The 26981-nt window shown below is 67.4% G+C and carries 25 protein-coding genes, 1 pseudogene and 1 CRISPR repeat array; of the genes and pseudogenes, 16 read left to right on the top strand and 10 right to left on the bottom strand.

Annotated elements, in window-relative coordinates; genetic code table 11:
- Nucleotides 1–25: 25 nt before the first annotated feature.
- The 4 genes from ACH34Q_RS10815 to ACH34Q_RS10800 all read right to left on the bottom strand — a co-directional run bounded on the left by ACH34Q_RS10815 (nucleotide 26) and on the right by ACH34Q_RS10800 (nucleotide 5385).
- Nucleotides 26–1021 carry a LuxR C-terminal-related transcriptional regulator gene (locus tag ACH34Q_RS10815; protein ID WP_395982683.1) on the bottom strand — a complete coding sequence of 332 codons (996 nt, stop codon included), beginning with the start codon at nucleotides 1019–1021 and terminating at the stop codon, nucleotides 26–28.
- Nucleotides 1022–1113: 92 nt separating this feature from the next.
- Entirely contained in the window at nucleotides 1114–2385 is a 1272-nt protein-coding gene (locus ACH34Q_RS10810) for an MFS transporter (protein ID WP_395982682.1), read from the bottom strand.
- Between the two features lie 11 nt (nucleotides 2386–2396).
- Nucleotides 2397–4145 carry a S9 family peptidase gene (locus ACH34Q_RS10805; protein WP_395982681.1) on the bottom strand — a complete coding sequence of 583 codons (1749 nt, stop codon included), beginning with the start codon at nucleotides 4143–4145 and terminating at the stop codon, nucleotides 2397–2399.
- 70 nt (nucleotides 4146–4215) lie between these two features.
- Entirely contained in the window at nucleotides 4216–5385 is a 1170-nt protein-coding gene (locus ACH34Q_RS10800) for a LuxR C-terminal-related transcriptional regulator (RefSeq protein WP_395982680.1), read from the bottom strand.
- 104 nt (nucleotides 5386–5489) lie between these two features.
- Between ACH34Q_RS10800 and ACH34Q_RS10795 the strand changes: the two genes are divergently transcribed.
- On the top strand, nucleotides 5490–6104 hold the full coding sequence (locus tag ACH34Q_RS10795; protein ID WP_395982679.1) for a hypothetical protein: 615 nt from the start codon (nucleotides 5490–5492) through the stop codon (nucleotides 6102–6104).
- A gap of 359 nt (nucleotides 6105–6463) precedes the next feature.
- Here ACH34Q_RS10795 and ACH34Q_RS10790 read toward each other — a convergent pair whose 3' ends face one another.
- Together ACH34Q_RS10790 and ACH34Q_RS10785 are read right to left on the bottom strand one after the other, a co-directional pair.
- Entirely contained in the window at nucleotides 6464–7033 is a 570-nt protein-coding gene (locus tag ACH34Q_RS10790; RefSeq protein WP_395982678.1) for a hypothetical protein, read from the bottom strand.
- Nucleotides 7030–7611 (bottom strand): recombinase family protein, encoded by a 582-nt coding sequence (locus ACH34Q_RS10785; RefSeq protein WP_395982677.1) that lies wholly within the window; start codon nucleotides 7609–7611, stop codon nucleotides 7030–7032. Before ACH34Q_RS10785 ends, ACH34Q_RS10790 begins: the two co-directional genes overlap by 4 nt.
- A gap of 725 nt (nucleotides 7612–8336) precedes the next feature.
- Between ACH34Q_RS10785 and ACH34Q_RS10780 the strand changes: the two genes are divergently transcribed.
- The 3 genes from ACH34Q_RS10780 to ACH34Q_RS10770 all read left to right on the top strand — a co-directional run bounded on the left by ACH34Q_RS10780 (nucleotide 8337) and on the right by ACH34Q_RS10770 (nucleotide 9883).
- Nucleotides 8337–8816, top strand: coding sequence for a hypothetical protein (locus ACH34Q_RS10780; RefSeq protein ID WP_395982676.1), 480 nt, complete (start codon nucleotides 8337–8339; stop codon nucleotides 8814–8816).
- Nucleotides 8813–9082, top strand: coding sequence for an integrase core domain-containing protein (locus ACH34Q_RS10775; protein ID WP_395982675.1), 270 nt, complete (start codon nucleotides 8813–8815; stop codon nucleotides 9080–9082). Before ACH34Q_RS10780 ends, ACH34Q_RS10775 begins: the two co-directional genes overlap by 4 nt.
- 90 nt (nucleotides 9083–9172) lie before the next feature.
- Nucleotides 9173–9883 (top strand): HAD family hydrolase, encoded by a 711-nt coding sequence (locus ACH34Q_RS10770; protein ID WP_395982674.1) that lies wholly within the window; start codon nucleotides 9173–9175, stop codon nucleotides 9881–9883.
- Here ACH34Q_RS10770 and ACH34Q_RS10765 read toward each other — a convergent pair.
- Nucleotides 9861–11096: a hypothetical protein gene (locus ACH34Q_RS10765; RefSeq protein ID WP_395982673.1), complete on the bottom strand. Its 1236-nt coding sequence runs from the start codon at nucleotides 11094–11096 to the stop codon at nucleotides 9861–9863. The genes ACH34Q_RS10770 and ACH34Q_RS10765 overlap by 23 nt on opposite strands.
- A 175-nt stretch (nucleotides 11097–11271) precedes the next feature.
- Here ACH34Q_RS10765 and ACH34Q_RS10760 point away from each other — a divergent pair, with 175 nt between their 5' ends.
- From ACH34Q_RS10760 to ACH34Q_RS10735, 6 genes are all read left to right on the top strand, one after another.
- On the top strand, nucleotides 11272–12102 hold the full coding sequence (locus ACH34Q_RS10760) for an SAM-dependent methyltransferase (RefSeq protein WP_395982672.1): 831 nt from the start codon (nucleotides 11272–11274) through the stop codon (nucleotides 12100–12102).
- Between the two features lie 101 nt (nucleotides 12103–12203).
- The gene (locus ACH34Q_RS10755) at nucleotides 12204–12689 is read left to right on the top strand and encodes an HAD family hydrolase (protein ID WP_395982671.1); all 486 of its coding nucleotides are present in this window, start codon (nucleotides 12204–12206) and stop codon (nucleotides 12687–12689) included.
- Nucleotides 12686–13360, top strand: a complete 675-nt coding sequence (locus tag ACH34Q_RS10750; protein ID WP_395982670.1) for an endonuclease/exonuclease/phosphatase family protein — start codon at nucleotides 12686–12688, stop codon at nucleotides 13358–13360. The genes ACH34Q_RS10755 and ACH34Q_RS10750 overlap by 4 nt, the downstream gene beginning before the upstream one ends.
- Nucleotides 13361–14020: 660 nt before the next feature.
- Complete coding sequence (locus ACH34Q_RS10745; RefSeq protein WP_395982669.1) at nucleotides 14021–14338, top strand: hypothetical protein; 318 nt, start codon at nucleotides 14021–14023, stop codon at nucleotides 14336–14338.
- A gap of 124 nt (nucleotides 14339–14462) precedes the next feature.
- The gene (locus ACH34Q_RS10740; protein ID WP_395982668.1) at nucleotides 14463–14618 is read left to right on the top strand and encodes a hypothetical protein; all 156 of its coding nucleotides are present in this window, start codon (nucleotides 14463–14465) and stop codon (nucleotides 14616–14618) included.
- A gap of 329 nt (nucleotides 14619–14947) precedes the next feature.
- Nucleotides 14948–15610 (top strand): class I SAM-dependent methyltransferase, encoded by a 663-nt coding sequence (locus tag ACH34Q_RS10735; RefSeq protein WP_395982760.1) that lies wholly within the window; start codon nucleotides 14948–14950, stop codon nucleotides 15608–15610.
- Nucleotides 15611–15613: 3 nt separating this feature from the next.
- On the opposite strand, the gene ACH34Q_RS10730 is transcribed toward ACH34Q_RS10735, so the two are convergent.
- The 3 genes from ACH34Q_RS10730 to ACH34Q_RS10720 all read right to left on the bottom strand — a co-directional run bounded on the left by ACH34Q_RS10730 (nucleotide 15614) and on the right by ACH34Q_RS10720 (nucleotide 18546).
- Nucleotides 15614–16177 (bottom strand): hypothetical protein, encoded by a 564-nt coding sequence (locus ACH34Q_RS10730; protein WP_395982667.1) that lies wholly within the window; start codon nucleotides 16175–16177, stop codon nucleotides 15614–15616.
- A 123-nt stretch (nucleotides 16178–16300) separates the two neighbouring features.
- Nucleotides 16301–17950, bottom strand: coding sequence for a pyridoxal phosphate-dependent aminotransferase (locus ACH34Q_RS10725; RefSeq protein WP_395982666.1), 1650 nt, complete (start codon nucleotides 17948–17950; stop codon nucleotides 16301–16303).
- Nucleotides 17947–18546 carry an HIT family protein gene (locus ACH34Q_RS10720; protein WP_395982665.1) on the bottom strand — a complete coding sequence of 200 codons (600 nt, stop codon included), beginning with the start codon at nucleotides 18544–18546 and terminating at the stop codon, nucleotides 17947–17949. Before ACH34Q_RS10720 ends, ACH34Q_RS10725 begins: the two co-directional genes overlap by 4 nt.
- Before the next feature lie 289 nt (nucleotides 18547–18835).
- Here ACH34Q_RS10720 and ACH34Q_RS10715 point away from each other — a divergent pair, with 289 nt between their 5' ends.
- The 6 genes and pseudogenes from ACH34Q_RS10715 (at nucleotide 18836) to cas5 (ending at nucleotide 26981) form a co-directional block, all read left to right on the top strand.
- Nucleotides 18836–20065, top strand: a complete 1230-nt coding sequence (locus tag ACH34Q_RS10715) for a hypothetical protein (RefSeq protein ID WP_395982664.1) — start codon at nucleotides 18836–18838, stop codon at nucleotides 20063–20065.
- Nucleotides 20066–20592: 527 nt separating this feature from the next.
- Nucleotides 20593–21794: pseudogene (locus tag ACH34Q_RS10710) on the top strand (IS3 family transposase).
- Nucleotides 21795–22182: 388 nt separating this feature from the next.
- A CRISPR array of direct repeats spans nucleotides 22183–22609; the repeat unit is 30 nt; unit sequence GTCCTCATCGCCCCTGCGAGGGGTCGCAAC.
- Nucleotides 22610–23171: 562 nt separating this feature from the next.
- Entirely contained in the window at nucleotides 23172–23900 is a 729-nt protein-coding gene (locus ACH34Q_RS10705) for a CRISPR-associated endoribonuclease Cas6 (RefSeq protein WP_395982663.1), read from the top strand.
- Nucleotides 23897–25303, top strand: coding sequence for a Cas8a1 family CRISPR/Cas system-associated protein (locus tag ACH34Q_RS10700; RefSeq protein WP_395982662.1), 1407 nt, complete (start codon nucleotides 23897–23899; stop codon nucleotides 25301–25303). Before ACH34Q_RS10705 ends, ACH34Q_RS10700 begins: the two co-directional genes overlap by 4 nt.
- Nucleotides 25303–26331 (top strand): type I-B CRISPR-associated protein Cas7/Cst2/DevR, encoded by a 1029-nt coding sequence (cas7i, locus tag ACH34Q_RS10695; RefSeq protein ID WP_395982661.1) that lies wholly within the window; start codon nucleotides 25303–25305, stop codon nucleotides 26329–26331. The genes ACH34Q_RS10700 and cas7i overlap by 1 nt, the downstream gene beginning before the upstream one ends.
- Nucleotides 26328–26981 (top strand): CRISPR-associated protein Cas5, encoded by a 654-nt coding sequence (gene cas5 / locus ACH34Q_RS10690; RefSeq protein ID WP_395982660.1) that lies wholly within the window; start codon nucleotides 26328–26330, stop codon nucleotides 26979–26981. Before cas7i ends, cas5 begins: the two co-directional genes overlap by 4 nt.

Genomic DNA, 26981 nt, shown 5'->3' with positions numbered 1-26981 from the left:
AGCCATACACCAAATGGAGGTCGGCCTAATCGACGAGACCTCGTTGGACGGCCGCGGCTCCCACCGCGAAGCGGTTCTGAACGCCCAGAGCATCACGGATGATATTGAGGTGGCGGCCGACCGTAGCGAGACTTACCCCCAACTGCTCTGCGATGGCCTTGTCCGGCAGGTCCTGCACGAGCAGCCGAAGAATCTTCATCTGGATCGGCGGGAGAGGCCCGTCCTGCCTATCGGGTGCACCGTACGGTGTCGCACGCTCCCAGAGAAGCTCGAAGTACTCCCTCAGTGCTCCCACGATCACCGACGACTGGAGGAGCAGGGCACCTGCCGAAGCTCTCTCGGCCAGCGGCATCAGAGCGATCGCCTCGTCGGCGATCCGCATGCTCATGCCGATCTGCGGGAGAAGCCGGACGGTGGCGCCGGCTCGGACGTCGGCATCCACGCTCTCGCGTCCGTCGAGCGATTCGATCCGACCGCTCTCGTAGATCGCCCGGCATCTCGTACGGCTGAAGGACGGGCGCGGCCCATCAACGGGTTGATCGCCTGCGATGTGATCGCCGAGGATCAGCCACTCACGCTGGGCCGAGCCGGCAAGAGTCGATGTCAGCTCGGCGATCCTGTTCTGGTCGGTGAGGAACTGGACAAGCTGGTCCATGGAGCCGTCCGCGACGGTGCCGGTCCCCGTTTGGGCAGCACGGAGTCGTTCCTGTCCCTCGAGCAATATCTGGTGTTCGGACGCGAGGTCGCCGGCCTGGCGCGCCAGGGCTCGCTGCAGGGTCAGCTCCGGCGAAGCCGGCACGAGGGCCGAATCACAGTTCGCCTCCTCCTGCAGGTACGCCATCCCCTGGCGGATGAGGAGTTCAACGTGCTCGCCGTCGCCGAGCAGGCTCGTGGCGTCCTCGATCGGGCATCCACCCTGCACGAGCATCGGGATATAGAGGGCCAGCAACTCGTCTTGGACCACGCCTTCCAGGAGTTGCCGCGCTCTGAAAGCGAGCGAACTACGGTGCACATCACTCACGGTCAAGACTTTCTGGGTGCAGGTGGAGGCGGTCAGTAGGGCGGTGCAAGCCGTGGCCGTGTCCGGCGTCGCTGCACCAGGTTTTGCGTTGGTCAGCGAGCGGCGACCTCCGTTTCGCGCATTGGCAAGGCGGCTGGGGCCTCCCGTGTTCCGCAAGATGAGCGGACATCTGGGAGCAGCCAGAGGACGAGCAGCGTCAAGGCCGTTGCGCCGATGGCTCCCGCTGCCGCGGCAAGGACGATCAGTTGCGAGCCAAAGGCGGCGACCAGCGGGCCGGCCAGCAGTACGGTCACCGGCATCAGAACGTAGCCGGTCACCATGTTCCAGCTGTTGACACGGACCAGCAGCGGATGCGGGATCTTGTCCTGCAGCGCTGTCGTCCAGAAGACGTAGTAGACGGCCTGTGCCGCTCCCGGGACGAGTGTGGCAACGGCGATGGCCTGCCACGACGCCTCGCCACCCATCAGCAGCATGGGCAGCGACACCGACATGGGCAGGAGGGCCGTGACGGACATGAGGTGGGCCGGTCGCCAGCGGGCGCCGATCAGCGCGCCGGCCAAGGCTCCGAGGGGTTGGGCTGCGCTGATGACTCCCCATGCCCATGCGCCGCCGTGCCCGTTCTCGGTGTAGAGCGGGCCGGCGATCTTCATGTAGCAGACCAGGGCCGTGGTGATCGCCGTGTACTGCAGCGTCATGATCCAGACCCACGGACGGCTCGCGAACTCCCGCCAGCCCTCGCGAAGGTCGTGGACGGGGCCGGCGGCGGAATGAGTTGGGCGGTGTGTCACGAGTCGGCCGAGTAGTACGGCGCTGATGCCGCACAACGTCCCTCTCGCTCCTGCCGCCCACGCGGGGCCGACCAGGGTCACCACCGCACCTGCGGACACGAATCCGATGAGGTGGCCGACCGCCTCGGTCTGGCTGACCATCGCGTTCCCGGCCGGGCGCCTGCCACCTGCGAGGAGATCAGCGATGACTCCGCGGATCGTCGGGAGGAAGATGGCCGTCGCGATTCCGCCCAGACCTGCAAGCGCGCAGAGCAGCGGGAGCGGGGCCCGTTCCATCGAGAAGGACGCTCCCAGCGCCAGCCATGCCAGGCACGCGAGGATCTCCGCGCCTAGGAGTACGTGGTGACGTCGGAACCGGTCGCCGACGATGCCGCCGCAGAGGATGAGCAAGGCGGGGAATGCGTTGCAGGCGAGAACGAGTGACAGTTCTCGAGGGCCGTATCCCATCCTCATGACGCCCCACGCGAGAGCGACATGGCCCATCCCCACGCTCGTACTCGAGATGACCCTCGAGACGAAGAGGGGAGCGACCGAGGCCTCTCTGAACAGGGAGAACGGAGACAGGATTCCGGGCATCAGTGGGCGCCCTACTTGCCGAGCAGGTGAGTGGTGATGAACCGCGCGATGTCTCCGTAGGCCTTGTTCTCGTTGTCGCGGTTCGTGAACCCGTGTCCTTCGTCGGGGTAGATGTCGTACCGGACGTCGACACCGCGGTCGCGGAGTCGGGCCACGATCTGGTCGGACTCGTCCTGCGGAACGCGCGGGTCGCGGGCGCCCTGGAGAACGAACAGCGGTGCATCGATCGCATCCGCATAGGTGACAGGTGAGCGCTGCAGAAGGTGTTCGGCGTCGGTGTCGGGGTCGCCAAGGACGTTGGCGACGACGGTCTTCCAGGTCGGCGGGCACGCCTGTGCGAGTGTGAGCAGGTTCGTGGGTCCGCAGAGCGACACCCCGGCAGTCCAGGGATGGCGGAGCCGTGCGAGGCAGGACAGTGCGGCGAAGCCTCCGTACGAGGCGCCCATCACGGCGAGGCGGTCGGCGTCGAGACCAGGAAGGGCCTGGAGGTATCGGGTCGCGTGGTCCAGGTCGTGCAGATCGATGCCGCCCCAGTCCCGGTAGATCAGCAACTGATGGGCGAGGCCGTATCCGGTAGATCCGGCGATATTCGGCGCGAAGACCGCGATGCCTTGGGCCAGAAGGTGCTGGTAGAGACCTGAGTACACGTACTGGGGGCGTTCCTGGGCTTCGGGGCCGCCGTGGATCGACAGCAGCACAGGGTGCGGGCCGGGTGTGAGCGGCCGATACAGCAGCGCGTGCACGTGGCGTCCGTCGCCTGCGGCATAGCGGACCATGTCCGGCTCGACCGGAGTGGCGGCCTGGATCGCCGGCGGGCGGGTGTCGGTGAGATACCTGAAGCCGGTCGACAGGTCGAGTACGCCGATCTCCCTGGGCCGGGCGGCTGAGTCGACCTCAAGGACGACTTGCTGGCCATCGGGCGTGAGGGCCATTGCGTCGACGACCCCCTGAGGAATCTGCGGTAGTCGCAGAAGGGTGTCGTTCCTTCGGGCATGGAGGGTCGAGCAGCCGTTCTCGTTCACCGTCCAGAACAGAGTGTCACTGGCGGACTCGATCAGTTCGGCGTCCCACTCGTCGGCGGTGATCTGTGTCAGGGAGGCATCCTGGAGCGAATACAGGCCGACTGCGGTGAACTCGCCCCAGAGGTCGGTGCACAGGTAGACGCCGGACGAGTCGGGCGTCCAAGGTCCCGGCGAAAAGAAGCCCTGCCCGTGCTCGGAGGTGACGCACACGGGGCTTGAGTGAACGTCGGCCAAGTCGATCAGGTAGGCCGCGACATCGGTGTTGGAGCGGCCTCCGCGGGCTGACAGCCAACGGCCGTCGGGCGAGATGCCGACGGGAGTGAACTGCACGCCTGAGGGTGGGGTGATCCGGCGTTCGGTGTCAACGGACAGGTCTCGGATGAGGATGTCCTGCACGGTCTCGTCGCGGTCGTTCGCGGCGTAGACCAGGTACCGCCCGTCCGGGTCGAACGGCTTGTCGGCCAGGACGCGTTGCCGGTCAGGTCCATGGCTGATCTCGGTGACGTCTTGGCCGTCCGCCCCGATCGTGTAGAGGCGGTACTGCTCGTCGCCTCCTCGGTCGGCGGTGAACACCAGGCTCTTGCCGTCCGGTGCCCATGCGATCTGTGACACCGCCTGGTCGATCAGGTGAGTGAGACGGCTCGGCTGTCCTCCGGATACGGGGATCGTCCAGAGATCGAAGGTGCCGTCGGCGTTGCTGGAGTAGGCCACCGTCGCCCCGTCCGGGGAGATCGCCAAGGCGCGGCGGAACCGTTCTCTGGGTACAAAATCGAGGTATTCGAACACGGGCTCTCCGTTCTCGGGGGCGTCAATTGAGCCAGCCACGGCGAGCGGCCGCGGCGCCTGCTGCGAAGCGGCTGACGGCTCCCAGCTCCTTGCGGATCTCGCTGACGTGCCGCCGCACGCTGGTGACGTTCTTGCCGAGCTGGCGCGCGATGCGCTCGTCCGTCATGTCCTGGGCGAGCAGTTTCAGGATCGTTCTCTGGGTGGTGCTCAGTGGCGGCTCGGCCTCGGCTGCCCCGATCGGGACCGCCCGTTCCCACAGGAGCTCGAAGTACTGCCGCAGCGCGCCCACGATGAGAGGCGACCGGACCAGCAGCGCCCCGGACACTCCGGTCGGCATCAGCGGAAGCAACGCCACCGTCTCGTCGGCGAGCTTCATCTTCATGCCGATCCTCGGAACCGTCCGGGCCTCTTCGCCCGCCTCCGTGTGGATCTTCATGATCTGGGCGCCGATCGGAGTGTCGGAGCAGGAGGCCTGGTAGATGCACCGGCATCTGACCTCGCCTTCGAACACCGGCAGCGGCGGCATCGCGACCAACTCTTCCAGCGGCCGTTCCATGACGAAGTTCTCGAGAGTGAGCCAATGTTGCCGCGCGGTACTGAGCAGTGCGCGGGAGACGTCGCTGATCTCCGCCCGTTTGGTGAGGATGGTGACCAGCTGGTCCCTGCCGGCTTCCAGCGCACCGGGAAACGGATGCGCCTCGGCCATCCGGCGGTAGCCGTCCACCAGCCGTTGCTGCCGCGTCACGAGTCTGCGGGAAAGCGCGGCAAGGCTGCTCTGCAGAGCCAGTTCGGGTTGGATCGCGACGAAGCGTGGCCGCCCCGCCAGACCGGCCGGCTCGACGTACGCCATCCCCGCCTCGGTGAGCGTCGCCACCATCTGCGGCCCTCCGAGCAGGTCGGCCGCTTCGCCGTTCGGGCACCCGCCGCGCACCAGTAGTTCTTTGTACGAGGCGAGCACGTCGTCGTCGACGATGCCCTTCAGCAGCCTCGTTGCCGTCTCTCCAGCCTCAGTCCCCACCCGCCACCTCCGGGCACAGACAGTAACGAGCATTGCTATCTGCGTCACCTGAGGTCGATGAGTGTTTCGCTTCAGTGAGCGGAACTCGTCACCACGTACCGAGGGACCGGCCCAGTCGCGAAAGGCGCGGCTCCACAGCGATTCCGCCGTGCCCAGAGTGCTGACCTGGGGCATTGGCCCGTGACCAGTTGTCGACATGGCGTGTTTCGATCACGCAGACTCCCCTGCCGGCACCGGTTTGATCATGGCTCCGCTCATCCGACGATCTTGGAGCGTCCATGAGGCACCTCACCGCGCTGACCGGCCGTCAGATCTTCGACCGGTCCGCCGCACGTCTCGTCGCGATCTTGCAAGGCCACTCGCCGCAGAACACGCGCCGCCTGGCCGACGACTACAGCCATCCGTACGGCGCCGGCGTGATCGGCCCAGGCGCGGACGGGTTGCTTCGGGCGGTACTGGTCGAAGCATTGACCGTTGCGCCCGGTTCGGTCGAGGTACTGACGACGGGGCATGACCTGGAGCACCTGTTCGGTGAGATGGTCGGCCGGGTGCCGTACGAGCGCCTCCGCGGCATCCTGCACGTGGCCGGCACCGTTGAGGAAACCGTCGAGCATGTGGAGGACAGAGTGCTCGGGGTCGAGCTTCGGTTCGACTTGGGCAGGAAGCCGATGCTGTGGACGGCGACACCCGGAGCCGATGCCGATGTCGTCCACCGAACGCTGAACAGCTGTCCGGCCGGGCTGCTGACCGGGCTGTTCAGTGGGCCGTGGCCGTACGGGCCCACACACCTGATCGAGGCGAACGGCCCGCGACCTCGTCCCCGGAGGCCGGTCCGGCTCCTCTCACCGCAGCAAGCCGTCGCCAGACTGCACCTCACGATCCCGCAGGCATAGGTGGCGCTGCCGACAACTCCACTCAGCCCCGTGAGCAGTGATGACGCGAGAGAGTCTTAGCACTGGGGGGTACTCGCCTGCGGAGTGGCCTGGACAACCGTGATCGTTTCTGCGGTGGCCCGGCACACCCGGTTCCCGCGCTCGGGCCATGAGGACGTTGCCGTCCAGTTGGTCAGCACGCACCTACGGAATGTCGCTGCTTGCCGCCATAATCACCTCACCTTGCTCACAGCAATAACCCGGAGGTCGCAGTTGTCCTCGCCCTACGACTTCGCGACCTGGGAACCGCTGCCGAGGCTTCTGCGGGCGGCCCATACGGACGAGGTCGCCACCTCGGGCAGCCACCTCGGATGTCAGTTTCAGGAGTCCTCTGCACGGATGTCAGAAGACCTGTGCACACGAGAGGCTGAGCTCAACCGGCCGTGGTGTGAGAGTGTCCGCCTGATGTCCCACTCGTGGTGGTAGGCGTCGTGGGCGTTGTTCCGGACGACCTCGGCCACCGGTTGAGGGCCGCGTTTGGGGTGGAGCAGGACGACCTCGGACTCGGTGGCCATCTGCACCGCTTGGCGCCAGGATGTGGCGGCTGATCGCAGTGACCACAGCGCGCCGGAGACCGGCAGGAGGTTGTAGGCACGAGCGCGGGCGAGTAGGTCATCGTCGTATCCGGTGATGTCTGCATGGCCGGTCAGCGCGGCGCTTGCGAGCCGCTCGGCCCAGATGCGCAGGTTGTCGGTGACATGGCAGACGTACGCGCTGGCGGTCCATTCAAGATCGGGATGCTGCAGCGTCGCGTCGTGACCGTAGAGCAGGCCTGCGTAGCGCTGTGGGATGGCCGCTACCAGGTCGATGGCCTGTTCGAGGGTGATCGACCATTGGTAACCGCACTCCCGACACGGGCTGCCGTACTGGAGGACGCCCCAGCCGCTCACCGAGTCGCGCCGGCTGCGCGGTCAAGTACCCGGTAGACAGTGGCGCGTCCGACGGAGAACAGCTCCATCAGCTCGGCGATGGTGTAGTCGCCGGTGCCGTGCATGCGCACCAGCTCGGCCTGCTGCCGCAGGCTGAGCTTGGGCGCCCGGCCCTTGAGCTTGCCGCGGGAGCGGGCGATGGCCATGCCCTCGCGGGTGCGCATCTTCAGCAGGTCGGCCTCGAACTCGGCGAAGACGGCGAGCATGTTGAAGAACATCTTGCTCATGGGGTCGGCGGGGTCGTAGATGCTCCCGCCCAGCGACAGCCGGACTCCGCGCGCGACGAGAGTGTCGCCGATGACGCGGGCGTCGGGGACCGACCGGGCGAGCCGGTCGAGTTTGGGGACGACCAGGGTGTCGCCGGCGCGGACTGCGGCCAGAGCCTGGTCCAGGCCGGGCCGTTCCCGGTTGGTGCCGGTGAGTCCCTTGTCGAGGTAGATCCGGTCTTCGTGGACGCCGAGACCGGTAAGGATCTCTGTCTGGGCGGTGAGGTCTTGGAACTCGGTTGAGCATCGGGCGTAGCCGATCAGTTCTCCCACCCGCATAGCGTACCGTTTAGCCCCCCTTCATCGGACACTTCTACGGACCACCTATATGAGACGACGTTCCCGCAGGTCGGCTGTATCGGGGGCCGCGCCGAAGAGCGTCTCGTTCAAGGTTCCCCTAACGGACACCGAAGAGAAGAGGCCGGGCGCCGTCGCGCACACAAGTGCAGACAAGATCGACCCACCGTGCACAGGGGTACGGAAACGCTGGCGATCCGAAGTCCTCTACAACCCTGCGGGTGCCGAAAATGTCATCCGTGCAGGTGAGAGCCCATGCGGCTGTTGATCAAATACCGGGTGCAGTTCTATGGTTGTTCAGCTGCGAACGGCCTCGTGGGGGGTGCTTGCCCCGGCATGATGGCTGGCTGTGCTGTTGCGATTGGCCTACCTGACGGTGACGAACACCTTCACGGTCCTGCGTCTGCTTCCGGTAAGCGATCGGGACAAGGACACCGAGATCCTCGTGCTGCGGCATCAGATCGCGGTGCTGGAACGTCAACCGGGCGGTCAGAAGGTGCGGTTCACCGCGCCGGACCGGGCGTTCCTGGCGGCGATGCTGCACCGTCTGACGCCCGAGGCGCCACGCCGGATGCGGCTGCCGGTGCGTCCGGACACCGTGCTGCGCTGGCACCGCGACCTTGTTCGTCGTCGGCACGCTGCCCGATCCCGGCCGAAGCGGCCGGGCCGGCCGCCGACAGTGCGTTCCACCCTGCGTCCTGGTGCTGCTCCTGGTCCACCAGAACCCGAGTTGGGGATATCGGCGGGTGCACGGCGAATTGCTCGTGCTCGGCGTGAAGGTCGCCGCCTCCACCGTGTGGGAGATTCCCAAGGACGCCGGGATCGACCCGGCACCCGAACGAGCCGCCGGCACGTGGGCCGACTTCCTGCGCACCCAGGCCGACGCCCTGCTGGCCTGCGACTTCCTGGAGACCGTCACCCTCACAGGTGCACGGTTGTACGTGCTGGCCGTGATCGAGCATCGAACCCGCCGGATCCGTATCCTGGGCACGACCACCCATCCAACGGCCGCATGGGTGACGCAGGCCTCCAGGAACCTGGTCATGGACCTGGAAGACGCCGGGTCCCGGGCACGGTGGCTGATCCGTGACCGCGACGGCAAGTTCCACGAACTGTTCGATACCGTCCTGGCCGAGCAGGCATCAAGATCGTGCTCACCGGCGTCCGGATGCCGAGAATGAACTCGATCATGGAACGGTGGGTGCAGACCTGCCGCCGTGAACTCCTGGACCGGACGTTGAGCTGGAACCAACGGCACCTGCTTCAGACCCTGCACGAGTTCGAAAGCTTCTATAACCGCCATCGCCCGCACCGCGGCATCGCGAACGCCCGACCGTGCACTCCGCTGCCCCCGGCGATCACCGACCTCGACCAGCTCGCCCACCTGAACGTACGACGACACCAACACCTCGGTGGAGTCCTCAACGAGTACCAGAATGCCGCGTGACGTGCACGGATGGAATTATCGGCATGCGCAGCGCCACACAGAGCGTTGGGCGCACGTATTGCTCATGTACGTCTGCCCTACGATCTCTGAGTGAAGATTCTGGTGCTCTGGGACATCGACCACACGTTGGTCAGCGTCGGAGGCCTCTCCGGAGAGATCTACAAGGTGACGTTCGAGCGGGTCACCGGCCGTCGCATGAAACGGCTGGCCGACATGGCGGGCCGCACCGACCGCGCCATCACCGCCGAGACGCTCCGGATCCACGGCATCACTCCCACGCCTGAGGTCATGGCCACTTTCACCGATGCCCTCGCCGACGCGTTCTGGGGACGCCAGTCAGAACTCACCACGCGAGGTCAGGTACTGTCCGGCGCCCGCGACGCACTGGTAGCACTGGCCGGGCGAGATGAGGTGATCCAGTCGGTTCTCACCGGGAACATGGAACCGATCGCCCGCTGCAAGCTAGCCGCGTTCGGCTTGGACCGGTTCGTCGACTTCGACGCCGGCGCCTACGGAATGGACGACACCGAACGCCCACCACTGGTCGCCCTTGCCCGCGAGCGCGCCGAACGCAAGTACCGGCAGGCCTTCGGCCCTTCCACCACGGTCCTGATTGGCGACACCCCTAAGGATGTGGAAGCCGGCCACCAGGGTGGCGCGCGGGTCGTCGCCGTGGCCACAGGGGCCACGAGCGAGCAGCAGTTGCGGGATGCGGGTGCCGAACTGGTCCTTGCGAGCCTGGAGGACACTGCGGCCGTCGTGCGCTCGGTATTGGGGGTCACCGGCCCGGTTGGTCCCTGACCTTGGCCATCAGGTCGTGAACCTCTGGGACGTCGAACGGCTCGAGCTTGGCGATGAGGTCATCAAAGCGGTCACTGACCCTCGCTGATCCGATCTGCGCGGCCAGGTCGTGGGCCTCGGCCGCCACGCTCGCGGCCTGTTCGGGTTCCCCCTGCAGGACGTGCGCAGCGGCCAGTCGGGTCTTGTAGTGCGCCAGGTCCCGATGGTGGTCGGGAGTCCGGGTCTGCGCGAGGGCGATCGCCATCCGCAGCGCGTCCACAGCGGGCCCGCCGAGCTGGAGGTCCAGTAGGCATGCCCCTCGCTGGGCGGCGATCTCGACGTCGTTGACGTAGGTGGTCCACTGCGGTTCCTCATCAGCCGGAGCACGAGCATGTTCGACTTCAGCCAACTCCAGGTGCCGGCGGCATTCGTCGCTGTCCCCCAGCCGGGCATGGGCGCGCGCTACCCGGTCGTGCAGAATGGCGCGCGTTCGGGGAGACCCGGTGGCCTGCGCCAGCATGCTGGCCGTGGTCGCCAATGTCAGGGCTCGCCGAGGCTCATCGCGGTAGAAGGCGTGCACGCTCATGTAGCCCATGGCGTGTGCGGCCAGGGCCAGGTCGTCGGTCTCATGGGCCGCGTACACCGTGGCGGCCAGGTGACGGTTGGCGTCCGCGTGCCGATTGGCGTCAATGCACAGCCATCCCGCGATCTGAGTGAGTCCCGCCAGTGCGGTGTACAGCCTGCGTTCCAGCTGCGCCGACAGCGAGGACGCTCCGAACAGGGCCGAGGCGTTGTCCACCTGATCGCGCACCACGGCGCACAATTCGTTACCGCCGAACTCTGCTTCCAAGCGGTACAGCCTGCGCAGCAATGCCTCCACGTTTTCGACCGCCGGCAGCCGGGCCGCGTCGCCCGTGACCGTGGCTCCACGCGGAGGGCCTGCTAGCAGCAGAGGTAGCGCCTGCGAAGGATCCGTGCCTCTCGCCAGGTGGAAGAGGTCGGCCTCATCAGTCTCGAACACGACGGCGTAGGCGGGCGCCCAATCGCGCGGAAAATGCCGGCCCTCTTCATGCCATGCCACCTGCTTGGCCAACGACGTCACGTTCCCGTCGCGGATGCCAGCCGCCGTGTAGAGCTCGCGGGCCGTCTTTCGCTTGCCCCACCCGCGTGCCTCCCGCTCGGCCTGGAGTCGTTTCGCCCACTCCGGGCGCGGCCTGCCGTGTTCCTCGCCCATGCGTGCACCGTTCCGCCGGACTGTGATGTGGATATTCGGCGTATCCCTATCCCTATCCGCAGTATCCACCTGCCCCGCGGCGGCGTGCCGGGCGTTCACTGACCTGACCTAACAAAGTCGAACGAGAAAGACGGTCAACGGTGCACGCAGCAGCGATCGAAGTGGGGTCGCCCCGATGACGCAAAACGAGGGCGCGGAACCGCTCATCGACACCACGCGCCCGCAGATCGCGCGGGTCTATGACTTCCTGCTGGGGGGCCGGGACAACTACCCCGTCGACCGCCAGTTCGGAATCCTGCTGGAGGAGGACAGCCCCATCGTCGTGCAGCTCGCTCGGGAGAACCGGTACTTTCTGCGACGGGTCGTGGGCTACCTGGCCGACGAGGCGGGAATCGACCAGTTCGTAGACATCGGCTCCGGGCTTCCCACACAGGAGAACGTCCACGAGGTCGCCCAGAACGCCAACCCGAACGCCCGGGTGGTGTACGTCGATAACGATGCCCTGGTCCTGGCCCACGCGCGTGCGCTGCTGGCCACTGACGAGCGCACCGGGATCGTCTCCGGCGACATGCTCGCCCCTGGAGCGATCATCGATCACCCCGTCACCCGCGAGCTGATCGATTTCTCCCGGCCGGTGGCCGTGCTGCTGGTGTCGGTGCTGCATTTCGCCGACGATCCCGATCGGGCGCTGAATGGCTGGCGTGAGGTGATGGCCACCGGCAGCCGCCTGGTCATCTCCCATGGTGAGGACGACCCGCGCATCGAACGCGCGACCGCGCACTACCGGCAAGCTCTCAAGGTGGGGGTGGCACGTACCCGTGAAGAGATCGCGTCCATGTTCACGGGACTCGAACTGGTCGACCCGGGCCTGGTCCCCGTACCGGACTGGCGCCCGGAGCTGGCAAGGATCGACAGCACCGTGGCCACGCTCCCGATCGGGGCCGCGATCGACACCACTATGGACAAGCTCCCAATGCTGGGAGCGGTCGGCCGGGTGCCGTCATGAGGCCTCTGTTCTTGGGGCGGCACCGCCGAGGTAGCCGGGACCACCGTCTCAGCGCCGCCCGCTCAGCCGCTGGCCAGCCCTACCCGTTCCGCGCCGCAAGCATGGGCGGCCCGATCACCTGCGTCGCCCTGGACTACGGCGACACCCTCGGGACCGGGACATTCGATCCCGACCTCGGTATGCGGCTGATCACCCCTGCCGCGCAAGGGGTCGTACTCGAACTGGTCAAGGACCTGGGGCTGCGGCTGCTGGTTGCGTCTAACACCCGACCGGACCAAGACCGCCGCCTGGCACTAGGTCGGGCTCGTCTGAGCAGCCGCTTCGCCGAAGTTCTCCAATCGCATGAGCTGGCCGCGGCAAAGCCGTCCCGGGACTTCTTCGACCTCGTGCTGAACCGCGCCGGATGCGCTCGGCACGAGCTGTTGGTCGTCGGTAACAGCCTGCCGCATGACGTGCTCCCGGCCATCGAGCTGGGCATGCCCGCGGTCCTCGTCGGTCCCAAGCCGCGCCGCGGGCTGCCGCCCGGCGCCACACGGCTCCCCGATCTGACGGAACTTCCCCAATTGTTGAAGGGGCGCCGCCTGTGAATCAGCCATCATCCCTGGAAGTGGTGGTCATCACCTACAACCTCCGAGGCGGAAACACCGAGGATGACCGCGCCCGGGAACTGCGGGACCTGTGCGCCATCTCCAAGCGCTTCCCTCACATCGTCGCTCTGCAGGAGTGCAAGGAGTGGGACCGCGATCACCGCCGCCAACTCCGCGCGGCCGAGAGCGTCTTGGGAATGCGCGGGATCCTGCTGGAATCCAATACCGACGGCTGCCATCTAGCTCTGTTCGTCGACGACTGGGCCGTGAACGTCATCGACGGACGGCATCGTACCCACCTCTTCCACCATGGCGTTCTGTGCGTACGGACGCTGATATGCAAACGCGTCATCGACCTGGCGGTCGTGCACATGGCGCCCTCCAGTCCCCGCCTGCGGGAGATCGAGGCCGAGACGTTCAGGCTGTTCATCGGCGCGGGCCACGATGTGATCGCCATGGGCGACTGGAATGCCGTCCCCACCGTCGAGGCCGGCTTGGAGCCTCCGGCCGGGGTGCCTGCCGCGCATGCTCGCCGCAAACTCGACACTGCGGCCGCCCTGGCACTCGATGAGGCGGGCTCCTGGACGTCGGAGCCCATCTGGGTGACCGGACACCCACGGTCGGCCACACCGGCGACGACAAGCTCGCCTTTCGCTGTGACCGGATTCTGAGCACGCTGCCGCCGGACACCTTCCTCAAACACACCGTGCTACGGCTCAGCGCCTCCGACCAGGCCCCGGCCGGAACGACCTCCGAGCACTACCCGGTCGAAGCCACCTTCAGCCTCAGCCCCCGTAAGGAGAGCGAGCCGTGAGTACCCATGACACCGTCCCGCACATCCCAGCCGCACCAATCGGCTCCACATATGGACGGCCGACGCTGTACGCGTGGGACGTCGAAGCGCGCCACACCGGCGGAGTGACCGACACCCCCGCCACCGCCACACAGTGCGTTCAGCAGACCCTCCAGAGCGCGGACGCAGGCGCGGAGGGACACGTGCACCGGGTCACCCTGTCAAGCTCCGGGGCCTGCACGTACGTCGACTGCGGAACCGTGGCCAGCGCCCGGCGGAGAGACGACGGCGGCATTACCTGGCAGACCGCACCATAAGCCGACCTCTCGTCCGCTGCAGCGGTTGCCACCACGGCATCGCATCACATACTCCGCTGCCTCGACACGGCGGACAGGCAGCGGACCGGGCGTGGGCGCGCCGGCACCAACCAGACCCTCGAGGAGCACCCGGCGCGCCCACGACGCCATACACCTGGCCTGTTCGACCGAGCGCGTGGCGCCGCAAGGCCTCAGTCAACCATCACATGCAAGGAGTTCCGATGCTGAGCTTCCACCTCGACAAACGCGGCGAAGTATTCGGACCGCTCGTCGCGCTGTACGGCCAAGTCCGCGGACGTGCTCCGCACGCCCCCCGGCGCCTCACGCCGAGGCACAACACGCCGCAGCCTTCCGAGGCCGTGGATCTGGTCCGCGCCGCCTACTACGAAACCAGCCCCTCGCTCGTCGTCTGGGACGGCGAAACCGGCTCCTTCATCTGGCACGACGGCCCCCACGCCGGACATCAGTTCGTCCCACGGAACGACGCCCCGGACGAGACCGACAACATCACCGACGATCTCGGGGCCTCGCCCTGCTGATGAGGCGGAATACCAAGTGAGGCCCCGGAAGGCGGTAATCGTGAAGTCATCGGCTGATCGCACGATCGCGGTAGTCGACGCGATGGCTCTGCTACAGATCCAAGAGCGGTCATTCATGTGGGCGATGCGGCAGCACAAGCTCACCGAGCCAACCGCTGTGGCCATCGTCTTCGACGCCCGCAGCGAGTGGGAGCGCCTGGCCCGCGACAGCAACAGCCTGGAACGCGAGATCGGGCTCGTACGGGACTTCCTCTCCCGGCCCAAGGCACATGAACCGTGACCCGGTGGGTGATGAGAACGAGCAGACGGTGATGCGCACCGTCGACGGGCAGCGCCGATTCTCCCGCAAGGGAATGCACGCGTTCGACTACTCATAACCGCCGCGTTCCGCCCGCACGCTTACACCGCAGGCTCGCGACCAGCCTGGCGCAGACCATCAGCGGCCAAGCATCACCGCTTTCGGGATGTTTGGACCGCGTGGGCATTCGGGAGGGCTTCCCGAGATGAACAGGAGACAGATTGGGCACGGTAGATGCGTCTGGGCACTACAGGCGGTTGGCGGGCCGTTTCGAGGAGCATTGGGCTCATAGTCCAGCGTTCGTGGCCTGGATGAGCGGGTGCATCCTGGATCGCCTCGGTCTGTGTCGGAAGGATCGGGTCGCCGATATCGGGTGTGGGACCGGGCTGTACGCACGGGGCCTGGCCGAGCGTGCCGGTTCGGTGGTGTGCGTCGACCCCTCGGCCGAGATGCTCGAGCGACTGCCAGACGTTGCGACTTTGATTCCGGTGCGGGCGTCGCTGGAAAATCTCGCCACAGGGACATCCGCCGTGGCGCATGAACGGTTCGATGCCGTGCTGGCCAAGGAGGTTCTGCACCACGCCGCAGACAGGGACGCCGCGTTGCGCGCGCTGGCCGGGCTGGTGGCGCCCGGCGGGCGGTTGCTGATCGTGCTGTTGGCTCCAGTACTGGGTTATCCGCTGTTCGACGCGGCGCTGGAGCGGTACGGGCGGCATCCGGTCGATCCTGCCGACCTGGCGCGCCGGCTGGAGGAGTGTGGTTTGCGGGCCGAGGTGAGCACCGAGTCGTTCCGGCTGGCCGTCGCCAAGGACACGTGGCTGGGCATGGTCGCCGACCGATGGATGTCGCTGCTGGCCAAGTTCAACGACAACGAGCTCGCGGCCGGTATCGCCGAGATCGACGCCCGGCACGGCGGGCCGGTACTGGAGTTCGATGACGTGTTCGTGTTCGTCACGGCCCGCCGCGTGGGGTGAAGGTCAGGCGTGTGGCTTGAGCGGGACGCCGATCCCGCTGGCCAGTTCGGCGCGGAATGCCGCCATGACCTCGTCGGCGTCGGCGGCCGGGTCGGTCGAGGGGACTTGGGCCTGTACGGCGGGGATCTTGGCGGTCTCGGCGGCGAGCCAGTCGCCCGCTGCGGTGACGCGTTCGTCGACGGTGAAGATGCCTTCGGCCGCGCGGACCTCATAGGGCAGCCAGTCGATGGCCAGGCGGCGGGCCGTCCAGTCCACGACGGATCGGACGCGGGGGATGTCGGGGTCGTCGGTGTGGCCTTGGGGCGGGAAGTACAGGTCCAGGCCCTGGTGGACCAGGTCCAGGAGCGGGACCCCGTGCTGCAGGCCGACCGACAGGGCCACGGCGTAGATGTCCATGAGCCCGGCCTGTGTCTGGCCTTGCTTGCCCCAGGAGATGAACACTTCGCCGAGGGTGCCGTTTTCGCGGCTGTTGGCGGTGAGGTAGAAGCGTTCGCCGCCGATGGTCACCGAGGTGGTGAGGCCGGTCCGCCGCCGGGGCATATGCCGCTGGGCCGCCCTGTGATCCATTTCCGCCTCCATACACTGGTTCCACAACTTGTGGAGTGTTCGGTTGATCCAGCTACTACATGTGGTGCTGGGTGAGCCTACTGAGCACCGGTGACGATTTCGGGGACGGCTCGCCGGGCGAGGTCAGTAGCGGCAGGTGCGCACGATCGTGTCGATGTCGGCGACCTGCCGTGCCCGGCGCAGCGCCCGCGCGCTGATGTCGGCGCCGCCGGGCCCGGCCAGGATGGCGGCGGCCTGGCCTAGGCGGTCAGCGAAGCGGTCGAGTTGGTGTTCGCCGGCGGCCAGGGTGCCTCGCAGGAGGAATCCGTCCGGGGTGCCGGGTGGGGTGCGGTGGCCGAACAGTTCGCCGGGGAGCAGCGCGATCCCGCTGGCCGGGTCGTCCAGGCCGTAGTGCAGCAGCAGCGTGAAGGCGTCCACGCTGCTGACCGCGGCGGGCAGGATCGCGGGATCGATGCGCAGGGGCAGGTACCAGCCGCCCTCGATCGGGTCGATCCGGATCGCGGGGAATCCGATGCGGACGTTGATCGCGGCGATGTGGCCCGTCAGCCGCTGCAGCGTCTGCCGGTAGTGGGTGTTCCAGCCGTCGATCCAGGCTTGCGGGGTGAGGCAGATCGCCGCGGCCGCGGTGAGTTCACCGGCTTGCGGGACTCGGCCTTGTGACAGCACGGTTCGGTAGTGCGACACCGCCGCCCGCAGGGTCGGGTTGGTGGTGGTGGCGAACGCGACCCGGGCCGTGGGCAGAGCGAAGGTCTTGGAGGGGGTCACCACGGTCAGCGTCCAGTCACTCATCCGTCCCAGTTCGGGGGCGTCCAGGTCGGCGCCGGTCACCGCGGCGATCGGCAGTGCTTGGGTGTGCGGGTTCAGGTAGGAGCCGACGTAGACGTCATCGGCCAGGACGTATACCGGGCGGGCCGGGTGGTGCAGGTTGTGTTCCAGGATGGCGCGTGCGACGTCGCGGGCCCGTTCTGGGGTGAGGACGGCTCCGTCGGCGTTGTTGACCAGCGGCACGTACACGCAGCGGCGCGGGTGGCCAGCGGTGGCCTCCAGCCATTCGGCGACCGCCGGGCCGGTGAGCCGCGGCGTGAGGTGAATGTCGCCGCCGAAGATCGGTGGGATGAGCCGCAGGCTCTGGTAGTAGCCGGCCGGGGTGAGCAGCAGACCACCCAGATGCTGCAGGTCGTCGTGGCGTCGGCGGCACATGATCGCGGCGCAGAACGCGGTGAACGCGCCTTTGGCGCCGCCGCAGAACACCAGGACCTCCTCCGGGCGGACGGGGACGCCCAGGCCGTGAAAGTGGGCGGCGGCGAACGCGCGGGTCTCCTCATCGAAGCCGCTCGATCCACCTCGGTAGGCGCCCAGCGAATGGGTGCGGGAGGTGACGTAGCGCAGCACGTCCACGGCGGACTCGCCGGGGCGGGCCAGCGTACCGAACAGCGACTCGAACGCTGCTCGGACGCTGACGCGCGGATGCTGCTGGGCGTCGTAGACGTCCAGGTCGGCCAGGGTGGCGTCCCGGTGCGGGTTCACGGCCTGGCAGGCGTAGGCCACCAGCCCGCGCCGCTGGGCGAAGAAGAAGGACCCGACGTCGGTCACGACCGGATGCGGGTCGGGGGAAGCGTGGCTGCCCTTGTAGAGCTTGACCAGGTCGTGGCCGGTTTTGGCGTCATCCAGGATCGCGTACACCGCGCTGTAGAGGTCGTCGAACCCATCCTGCAGAACCGGGCCCGCCCGCAGCTCCCCCACGATCCCCGCGGACACGCGGCCGCCGCTCACGAGACTGACTCCTCGCTGGGAGCCGACAGGTCGGCGACGGTGGCACGGATCAGCTCCGGGCACCTGTGATCAGCCCAGTCCCAGGCCGCGGCGTCAACACGCGGGTCCAGGGAGGCGACGACGCGGCGCAGCCGGATGCGCCGATCTGCTTCCAACGGCCCGTCGACGGCGAAGACCGTCAACGCCGCGTCCTGGCCGCGGACGGCGATGTAGGAGCCGTCACCGCCCGGCAGCTCGGGCAGCGCCCCGATCGGATTCCCGGCCAGGCGGTCGGCGAGCCATCGGTTCAGGTCCGCTTCGGTGGGGAGCAGGTGCCAGTGAGCGTGCTCGATCCTGCGTTTACCCGGGGCGTTGATGCCGTACTCGAACCCGAGCACCGGCAAGCCGTACGCCTTCTGGAGCCGGGCGGCGAGCGAGTCCATCAAGTCCTGGGCCTCGGCCAGCAACCGTGCGTTCACGCGGCCGAACGACAGCACGTGACCGCGCGGGACGATCAGCAGATAGCCGGGGACGAAACAGCCGTCCGTCGGCACCGCCACGAAGCCGGGCGTGATCGCGATGAACCGAGACCGCCCGGGCGGCAACAGCTCATCCATCGGGGAACGGACTCGCGGATCGGCTCCTGCACACAGGACACAACCAGCGGCACCGCCGGGCCTCGACTCCCCCATCTGTCGCATTGCGCTCCCTCCACCGGCACCCCTTGAACGGGACGCGTCCGCCTCCAGTAGGCGGCGATCACCGGACCCAAAGCAGGAGTGCGGAAGGTGCCGCTCGGTGCCCTTGGTGCGCACCGGTGCAACCCGATAGCGAAGACGGCCCAGCCGGACTACGGTGCGAAGCCCAGGGACATCACTCGCCTGCCGCTGGCCTGCGGAGATCCTGATGACCGACTCGATGACCGGCTCCCACCTAGCCGGCCTGCTGGCCGCGCTGGGCTGGACTCCTGAACGGCTGGCCCGCCGCCTCAACACCTTCGCCGAACAGCAAGGACGCACCGAGCGGATCCACCCCAAAACGCCCTACAAGTGGGTGACCGGAGACACACCACGGCCACCCTGGCGGGCACTGACCGCAGCACTGCTCACCGAGGTCATGCACCGCGAGATCACCCCCGGCGGGCTCGGCTGGCCCGACGATGACCTGGAGTGCCTGCCGGCGGACGCGGGCCTGGTGGTGCCCTGGGATGCCGAGGGCACCTTGCGGGCATTGCACACCGTCACGCAGGCTGGAGCCATGGATCGGCGCCTGTTCTTGCTACTGCTGGGAAGTGCGGCCACCTCCCCCGCCCACGAGTGGCTCATCGCCCACCAGAACGGGACCACCGCCCGATCGGCAGGGGCCAGGGTGCCGATGCAAGTCGTGGACCACCTCGACCAGATCACCGACCGGCTGCGGAGGATGGACGACCAACTCGGCGGCGGCCAACTCCTCACCCTCGTCCACCAGCACCTGCGCTACGTCACCGGCCTGCTGGACCAACGCCGCTACACCGATTCGGTCGGGCGCCGGCTACACAGCACCGCCGGAGAGCTGCTGCGGCTGGCCGGGTTCCTGTGCTTCGACTCCGGCCTGCACGCCCGCGCCCAGCGGTACTGGATCGCGGCCCTGCACGCCGCCCACGCCGCCGGAGACCGCGCGCTGGGCGCCAACATCCTGGGCTTCCAATCCTGCCAAGCCAAAGACATCGGCCAAACCCGCGAAGCGGTCACCCTCGCCGAAACCGCCAGGACCGGATACCGCGGAGCCAGCCCCACCGTCACCGCCATCCTCGAACTACGAGCCGCAGAAGCACACGCCAACGAGCACTCCCCCGGCCAGGCCCGCCAAGCGATCGACGCCGCCTTCAACGCCCTCAGCGACACGCCCTCGTCGTCAGGCCCGCCGGACTGGTGCTACTGGATGGACGAAGCCCAAGCCCACGCCCAAGCCGGCTACTGCTACCTCAAACTCGGCGACCACGCGATCGACGCACTATCAGGCGAAGTCGACTCCGCCCGCTGCATCGGCCACCTATCCCGCCTCGTCACCGGCCTGGCACCGTACCGCCGATCGACCGGCGTCGCCGAGTTCCTCGACCACGCCCGACCACTACTCACCACAGGAACGCACTAGCCCGCAAGCAGGCCGGCTGTACGGCGCGACAACTCCTAGCGGGCATGATCACCATAGATCCGCAGGCGCGGGAGGTACTCACGGTTTGCGGCCCCACCGCTGCCTCAGTCCAGGGGCTGCCTGCGGGCAGGCAAGCTCGTGGAACCGGGCATCGGCTGTTGCCGCGCTTGCCGGGCGCCCTGTCACCGTCGTCACCGGAGACTTCGGCATGGCTACCCGCGCCCGGCTCGCCCGCCTGCCTGCGGTCCTGCTGACCTGGCCTGACCCTCCGCAAAAAAACAACCTCGCGGCCAGCAGTCCAGGACGTAGCGATCCCAGCCGCCCCGGTACGGTCGGCGCCGATTCTCCTGGCCGTTCCTCTTTCTCGATGACTAGGGAAGATGGAGACGCCTCCGATCCGTACGCGGTGGACGCTCGCGGTTTTGCGAACCCGGCGGCGAGCCACTCCCGGGCATGAGCCGTACCGGGTTTGGTGAAGTCCTTCAAGCCAGTCATGATCTTGACTGGCAGGGAGGAGAATGACCGCGATGGCGGCAACACGTAAGTACCCCAAGAGCTCCGGGAGCGGGCTGTCCGACTGGCGCTGGAGTCGGAGCGGCCGATCGCGCAGATCGCGGCCGATCTGGGCATCCACCGCGAGTCGCTGCGCACCTGGGTGCGGCAGGCCCAGGCCGATGCCGGCAAGCGACCCGAGCAGCTGAGCACCGCCGAGCGTGAGGAGCTCAAGCGGCTGCGCAAGCAGAACTCCGAGCTCAAGCGGGCCAACGAGATCCTCAAGGCGGCCAGTACGTTTTTCGCCGCCGAGCTCGGCCAGCCCCGGACGAAGTAGTCGCGGTGGTCGACAACCTCCGCGACCGCTTCGGGGTCGAGCCGGTGTGCAGGGTACTTAACCTGTGCCCGGGTACCTACTACGGCCGCAAACGCCGCCCGCCCTCGGCCCGCGCCCAGCGCGACGCGGTCCTGTTCGAGCAGATCACCGACGTGCACCAGGCCAGCTACGGGGTCTACGGGTCCCGGCGTGTGCACCGGCAGTTGCGCCGCCAGGGCGTTCAAGCGGCGCGGTGCACGGTCGAGCGGCTGATGCGCGAGCACGGGCTGGAGGGCGTACGGCGCGGTGGTCACCGGCGCACCACCACACCGGACGAGTCGATGCCGCGGCCACCGGACCTGGTCAACCGGCAGTTCACCGCCGACCGGCCGGACCGGCCGTGGCTGGCCGACATCACCTACGTGCGCAGCTGGGAAGGGTGGATGTACGTGGCGTTCGTGCTGGACGCCTTCTCCCGCCGGATCATGGGCTGGCAACTGGCCGACCACCTGCGCACCGACCTGCCACTGGACGCGCTGGAGATGGCGCTGTGGCAACGTCGGCGCGAGGGACGAGCGCAGGCCGGCGGCCTGATCCCACCACAGCGACAACGGCTGCCAGTACACCAGTTTCCGGTATGTCGCCCGGCTGGCCGATCTCGGCGTCATGGCATCGGTCGGTTCGGTCGCCGATTCCTACGACAACGCCATGGCCGAAGCCTTGAACGGCACCTTCAAGGCCGAACTGATCCACCGGCGAACCTGGCAAACCCGTGACCAGGTCGAATACGCCATCGTCGAATGGATCGGCTGGTACGACCACCGTCGTCTGCACTCAGCCATCGGTGACGTGCCACCTGCCGAGTACGAGGCCAACCACTACCGTTCGATCAACACACCAGCGCCAACCGGCGCCAGGTAGACCGGACTTCACCAAACCCGGTACGGCTCAGCACTGGCATGGTCAGTGCGACAGGGCGGTACGCGCCTGCTGGAACCTACGGAAGGTTAGAGCCAACGCGCAGATCGCACAGCACTACTGGCCCGCGTACCCGCCGCTAACACTGGCCTCGATCGCCCGGAGCCGTACTTTGCTGCTGGTCAGCCCATGGGAGGCAGGGGCCGAGAACCTCGGAAGTGAGCTGAGCAGATAGCGATACCTGGTTCACAGCAATGACATCGCATCATGGCCCAGATCATCTGCAGGTTTTCAGCAAACCTCCCGGTTCGCGTACACAACCAGAGGTGCGCTGCATTTGGACTCTCACCTAGCTTCACGCATATCCCTCCACCAGCAGCTTTACCGTTGGGTCCTCATCGCCCCTGCGAGGGGTCGCAACTGCCGCTGCTGGGCGTCCAGGATCTCCTGGGCGAGTCCTCATCGCCCCTGCGAGGGGTCGCAACGTGACATCATCCGGCATGCGCTGCTGGCCCGCCGTGCGGTCCTCATCGCCCCTGCGAGGGGTCGCAACCACGCCACCGTGACGGTCTCGCCGAGCTGCGGCACCCCTGTCCTCATCGCCCCTGCGAGGGGTCGCAACCTCACGTGGGGCGGGTCGTACCGGACCGTGGTGTAGTCCTCATCGACCCTGCGAGGGGTCGCAACAGGTAGCGGGGGACGTCCCACATCGCGCCCGGCTGGTCCTCATCGCCCCTGCGAGGGGTCGCAACGTCGCGGACTGCACGAGACCGCCCGCCATCTCCACGGTCCTCATCGCCCCTGCCAGGGGTGCAGCCTGTCCCCATTGGCTGGCACGGTAGTGCGTAACGGCTCTTATCGCCCGAGAGGAAGGCTCACACGTGATCAAGCCCCCCAGTTCCTGCGCGACGGTCCGCTTAGCTTAGGGCTCTTCTTCTGGCGGGAAGCTGTCCCGGAAAATTTGGTATGCGATACCGACAATCGGGAAAAATAGAGATGCTCCGACCACGGGTTCAAAGAACACAGATACTAGTACGGCACCTACGATTGCCACCGCTAGAGCACATAGCAACCACAATAGCCACCGCCTGTGGCGCTTTTTCAAAATGATCACCTTAGGCAGGTCGGCAATCTGAAGTCCTCGGAGTGACTGTGCACTGCCAGTACTCAATGTGTATCCGTTGAGCCATAGCACGACCGGGGTCAAAACGAGTGGCTGCGAATTGCGACATTTGCCCGCTTTGCCCGTCATTGCCCTTGGAGGGGGCGGGTGGCCTGTAACGGCCACCCGCCCAAGGCCTTCACTCGGGGAAATTCCGGTTTTTGTCGGTGCCCGGTCGTATCGTCTCCGGCGTTGGGTCGTGGAGATCGGAGGCGCGGGTGCGGTTGCGGGTGGAGGTGGTGACCTCTGCGGCGGTGATTCCTTGGCCGGTCGTGTTGTCTCCGGGGCGAGGGCTGGCGTACGACCTGCTGGCGCGTTCGGCTCCGGAGTTGGGCAGGCGGCTGCACCAGGAAGGCTGGGAGCCGCACGGTCTGGTCCCCTTTGGGCACGGTGCCCCGGTGTTTCCGCAGGCCAGGCGGGAGCGGGGCAGCTATGCGGCCGGTGGTAAGGGGATCGTTGAGTTCGGCAGTCCCTTGCTGGCGGTGGTTGAGGCGTGGGTCAAGGGGTTGCGTGAGCGGGAGTTGATCGACTGGGGTGGGGTCGCGTTGCGGGTGGTGAGCGTCTCACCGTTGGAGGCGCCGGCTTTTGCGGACGGGACCGCTCGGATGCGGACGGCTACGCCGGTGGTCTTGAAGGGGTCGGGGCGGGACGAGGAGGGGATCCGTCGTTCTCGGCAGGCATGGCTGCTGCCGACCGAGCCGGAGTTCCCGGTCTATTTCGAGGGAAATCTGCGGCGTAAGGCCGAGACGTTGGGGCTGGATCCGGACGTGCATTTGGAGTCGGTCAGCTGGGTGGGTCCGAAACGGTCTTTTTCTGTGGGGGGCGGCAAGAAGCCGGGCGCTGCGGTAGAGGTTGCGCTGCGTGGTGCTCCGGAGTCGTTGCAGGCGATCTGGTGCTGGGGGCTGGGCCAGGCGAACGCGGCCGGGTTCGGGTGGGTGATGCCGTGATCGAGTCGCAGTCGCGCTTGATGTTGACCGCGCATCCCCTTCAGCGGATCGGGGCGTTCACCGTGGCTGCGCTGGCACGCAGGTCTCATCCATCTGATGTGGATGCCGAGGCGTTCTGCCAGGTGGTCGAGCGTCTGCGGGAAGAGGCCACGCGTGCTGCTCTGGTCCGCGATACCAAGCAGAATTTTTGGTTGAAGTGCAGCTTGTCGTTCTTTCCTAACTCGCCGATGGCTCATCCCAGCAATGGGAAGAAGGACGACTCGGTCATCATCGCCACGGTTTCTCGGTGGCGGGCGATGCCTGAGGCGTCGAGTTGGCCGGGGGCGGACTGTGTCCTGTGCGGGCGGCAGGCGGTGCGGTTCTACGGCAAGGTGGACATCCCTTTGGCGGAGAGTGATATCTATCGCAACTCCACGCCGCGTGGTCACGAGGGGATGGCGCTGTGCTGGCCTTGCGTGGTCAGTTTCCATGCCTTGCCGTACGGGTGCCGCCTGTCGGGTGGGCCGGCCGCGGGGCTGCATAGTTGGGATGAGCGTCTGATCTCGCGTACGACGGCTCGGCAAACGCGTCGCAATCTGCAGATCTTCGAGGTCGGGGCTGTGACGCCGGATGTGGAGCTGGTGCGTGAGGTGATCGCGCTTCGCGAGCTGCGCCACTACAGCAGTCCGGTGAGGGCGGACGTGGAGTTGCTGCTATTCACCAACAATAACCGGGGGCAGGCGCTGACCGTCGAAGCGATGGATCAGCCGCTCGCGGAATGGTTGCGGCGTACTGCGCGGTCCCCTGATCTGCGGAGGGGCTTCGGTGTTCTGATCGGGGCTCATTGGACTCCCAATCAGGCTGCGATCGTGGGGCTGGCCCGTAATGCTTTCCGGGCGCCGGACAGGATTTTGGGTGCTGCTGCCGCGCTTTTGGCCCGGTCCGCCGAACGCGGTGTCGTCCCGGACTACACGGCCGATCTGGCCGCCATCTGCCGTTCCTTCGCCATCGAGGTAGAGCACATGAATCCCAAAGATCTGACGGAGCTGGAGGCGGTCGCCGCGCGGGTGGCGATGCTGCTGGCCACCGACGACAGTGGCGGCAAGCTCAAAGAGTTCTACGCCACGCTCAAGAGCCCGTCGCGGATGCAGGCCTGGCTGCTGCGGCGTGCGGTCGATTGGCTGCTGGTCGCGCCCAAGGGCGCTGATGGGCCGCTGGTGACCGCCCGCGGGAACGAGTTGCTTTTTGATCCCGATCCTGATGTCCGGGCGTGGTTCAACCGGCGGATGCTGCTGGTGGCGGTGTTGGAACAGCTTCATGCCAATGGTTGGCGGCCGGCCGATGCCCAGCAGGTCGCCGAGGAGCTGGCCGAGGAGCAGGGCGCCGATGGCCTGCAGATCCTGGATGCGGAAGGGGAAGAGTGATGGCGTTCCTAGTGGGGAAGATCGCCGTGGACGTCGTCGCGGGCGCTCCCAACAACGGGCTGGGCCAGGACAACGTGGCTCAGGTCAAGCAGATGCGGGTGGGCCGGGATGTCCACCCGTACGTGTCGGCTCAGGCGTTTCGGCGGTGGCTGCGCGATTCGCTGCCCGATGGCGAGCCCCGGTCGGCGGTGACCCGTTCGGGCAGCGGCAAACGGCAGCAGGCCTACACCGCCGGCCGTCCCGACCGGTTCCTGGATGACGACCTGTTCGGCTACATGGTCGCGGTCAAGGGGGCGGGCACGTGTCAGCGCGACACGGTTTTGGCGAACGGGACTTTGGTGTCGGTGGCCGCCCGCAAGCCCAGCCTGGACTTCGGCACCATGAGCCGCGGATTCGCCGCCGGCGAGAACCCGGTGATCCACGAGCATGAGTTCTACAGCGCCGAACTCGCCGGTGATCTGCTGCTGGACCTGCCCCGGGTAGGGGTGTTCGAGGTCGACGGCACGGGACTGAAGGTGGCGCTGACGGCGGAGGCCGCGGCCGAGGCCGAGCAGGAAGGTGCCGAGCCCACGATGCTGCGCGGCGTGCGGGCGCTGCGGCTGCCGGTCGCCGAAAGGCGCCGCCGTACCGGATTGCTGCTGCGAGCGCTGGCCGAGCTCCAGGGCGGGGCCAAGCAGTCGTTGCACTACGGCGACCGGACCCCGTCGCTGGTCCTGCTGGCGCCGATGCGCGGTGGCGTCAATCCCTTCACCCGGGTCTTGACCCAGGACAACGGCAAGGTGGTGTTCTCCTGCGAGGTGCTGCGTGAGGAGCTGGAAGCCTGGGCCGATGAACTGGCCGGGCCACTGCTGCTGGGCTGGGCTCCGGGGTTCCTGGGCAACCAGCGTGACAAGGCCGAAAACTCTCTGGCCGATCTGATCGCCACCGAGCAGGTGATGCTCGGCCATCCCCGCACGATGCTGCGCGGCTTGGCCGACAGGATCGAGGCGGGCGTGCATGATGCATGGTTCGAGGACGCGAAGGCGTGACCGTCCAGGCGCTGGAGCTGACGGTCACCGCCCCGGTCGTGTCCTTCCGCAACCCCTTGTACGCCGGCGTGCAGGTAGGGCTGCCGTGCCCGCCGCCGGCAACGGTGGGCGGGATGCTGGCTGCGGCCGCCGGCGGCTGGGCGCAGGTCGACCCCCGGATGCGGTTCGCGATGGCCTTCCGCGCACGCGGGCAAGGGGTGGATCTGGAGACCTACCATCCCCTGGAGGCCACCGGGAAGAAGGCCGACCCCACCCCCCGCGAACGGGCGTTCCTGGCGGACGTGAGGTTGACCGTCTGGGTGCTGGACGACCCGGCCGTCTGGATGCAGCGCATGCGCCGCCCCAGATGGCCGCTACGGCTGGGCCGCAGTCAGGATCTGGTCGGGCTGGCCAGCCTGCACCTGGTACGGCTACAGGACACCCCGGGGCGGCAGGGCGGCGCGGTCGTACCGGCGGACCTCACCTCCATCGGAACGCTGCTGCGGCTTCCCACCGCAGTCTCCGAAGACCGCGGACACACCCGCTGGGACGCCTACCGGTTCGCGGCCAGGCATGATGCCGACCAGCCGATCGGATGGTCGGACGGCCAAGGACGCGCCGTGGTGGCGCTTCCGCCCACACATCCGGCCGGCACCCGAAACCGGCGGTGA

This window comes from Actinomadura sp. 9N407, assembly GCF_044326315.1.
Taxonomy (GTDB): domain Bacteria; phylum Actinomycetota; class Actinomycetes; order Streptosporangiales; family Streptosporangiaceae; genus Spirillospora.
Note: the sequence above shows the minus strand (reverse complement) of the source record. Positions and strands in the feature narration are given on the sequence as shown.

Coding starts and splice junctions, on each gene's coding strand:
- ACH34Q_RS10810 (WP_395982682.1), bottom strand. CDS start 2,385: ATGCCCGGAATCCTGTCTCCGTTCTCCCTGTTCAGAGAGGCCTCGGTC.
- ACH34Q_RS10800 (WP_395982680.1), bottom strand. CDS start 5,385: ATGCCCCAGGTCAGCACTCTGGGCACGGCGGAATCGCTGTGGAGCCGC.
- ACH34Q_RS10795 (WP_395982679.1), top strand. CDS start 5,490: ATGAGGCACCTCACCGCGCTGACCGGCCGTCAGATCTTCGACCGGTCC.
- ACH34Q_RS10775 (WP_395982675.1), top strand. CDS start 8,813: ATGAACTCGATCATGGAACGGTGGGTGCAGACCTGCCGCCGTGAACTC.
- ACH34Q_RS10765 (WP_395982673.1), bottom strand. CDS start 11,096: ATGGGCGAGGAACACGGCAGGCCGCGCCCGGAGTGGGCGAAACGACTC.
- ACH34Q_RS10760 (WP_395982672.1), top strand. CDS start 11,272: ATGACGCAAAACGAGGGCGCGGAACCGCTCATCGACACCACGCGCCCG.
- ACH34Q_RS10755 (WP_395982671.1), top strand. CDS start 12,204: ATGGGCGGCCCGATCACCTGCGTCGCCCTGGACTACGGCGACACCCTC.
- ACH34Q_RS10745 (WP_395982669.1), top strand. CDS start 14,021: ATGCTGAGCTTCCACCTCGACAAACGCGGCGAAGTATTCGGACCGCTC.
- ACH34Q_RS10740 (WP_395982668.1), top strand. CDS start 14,463: ATGCGGCAGCACAAGCTCACCGAGCCAACCGCTGTGGCCATCGTCTTC.
- ACH34Q_RS10735 (WP_395982760.1), top strand. CDS start 14,948: ATGAGCGGGTGCATCCTGGATCGCCTCGGTCTGTGTCGGAAGGATCGG.
- ACH34Q_RS10730 (WP_395982667.1), bottom strand. CDS start 16,177: ATGGATCACAGGGCGGCCCAGCGGCATATGCCCCGGCGGCGGACCGGC.
- ACH34Q_RS10720 (WP_395982665.1), bottom strand. CDS start 18,546: ATGGATGAGCTGTTGCCGCCCGGGCGGTCTCGGTTCATCGCGATCACG.
- ACH34Q_RS10715 (WP_395982664.1), top strand. CDS start 18,836: ATGACCGACTCGATGACCGGCTCCCACCTAGCCGGCCTGCTGGCCGCG.
- cas7i (WP_395982661.1), top strand. CDS start 25,303: ATGGCGTTCCTAGTGGGGAAGATCGCCGTGGACGTCGTCGCGGGCGCT.